This window comes from Nitrincola tibetensis (genome assembly GCF_003284585.1).
Classification (GTDB): Bacteria; Pseudomonadota; Gammaproteobacteria; order Pseudomonadales; family Balneatricaceae; genus Nitrincola; species Nitrincola tibetensis.
In genome coordinates this window covers 1-504 of sequence record NZ_QKRX01000054.1, presented here as the reverse complement: position 1 = coordinate 504, position 504 = coordinate 1, and the positions used below count along the sequence as shown (strand labels likewise).

Genomic DNA, 504 nt, shown 5'->3' with positions numbered 1-504 from the left:
CAGTAACAGAGCAACAAATGACAAGAAACACAGAGAAAGATTAGTTGGCAGCCATGGTGCTGGAGATCCAGGAGTTGTAGTTGCAGACCTTGGTGTAGACACCAGGATAGTTCCTGAGGGCACAGCCATATCCCCAAGAAACAATACCTTGGAGCTGTCCATTGCAGACCACGGGTCCACCAGAGTCACCCTGGCAGGAATCCTGGCCTCCTTCCATGTATCCAACACAGATCATGTTGGTGGTGATCTCTCCTGGGTAGGCGCTGCTACACTGGGCGGCAGTCAGGATGGGGGCGTTCAGGCACTGCAGGAGGCTGGGCATGTTTGTTCCACTGCTGAGGGTGTTGCCCCATCCAGAGATCAGACAGCTGGTTCCAGAAGCGGCGCAGCCACCGGGCAGACCAACAGTCTTGACGTAAGAGTTGAGGGTGGCGGGAGAGGCCAACTTGATCAACATGATGTCGTTGTCCAGGGTTCTGGAGTTGTAGCTTCCATGTCTGATGA

1 protein-coding gene is annotated in these 504 nt (G+C 54.4%); it reads right to left on the bottom strand.

The features are described 5' to 3' along the window. Positions 1-40 precede the first annotated feature (40 nt). Positions 41-457 carry a serine protease gene (locus tag DN062_RS19260; RefSeq protein WP_420811686.1) on the bottom strand — a complete coding sequence of 139 codons (417 nt, stop codon included), beginning with the start codon at positions 455-457 and terminating at the stop codon, positions 41-43. Between the last annotated feature and the right edge of the window lie 47 nt (positions 458-504).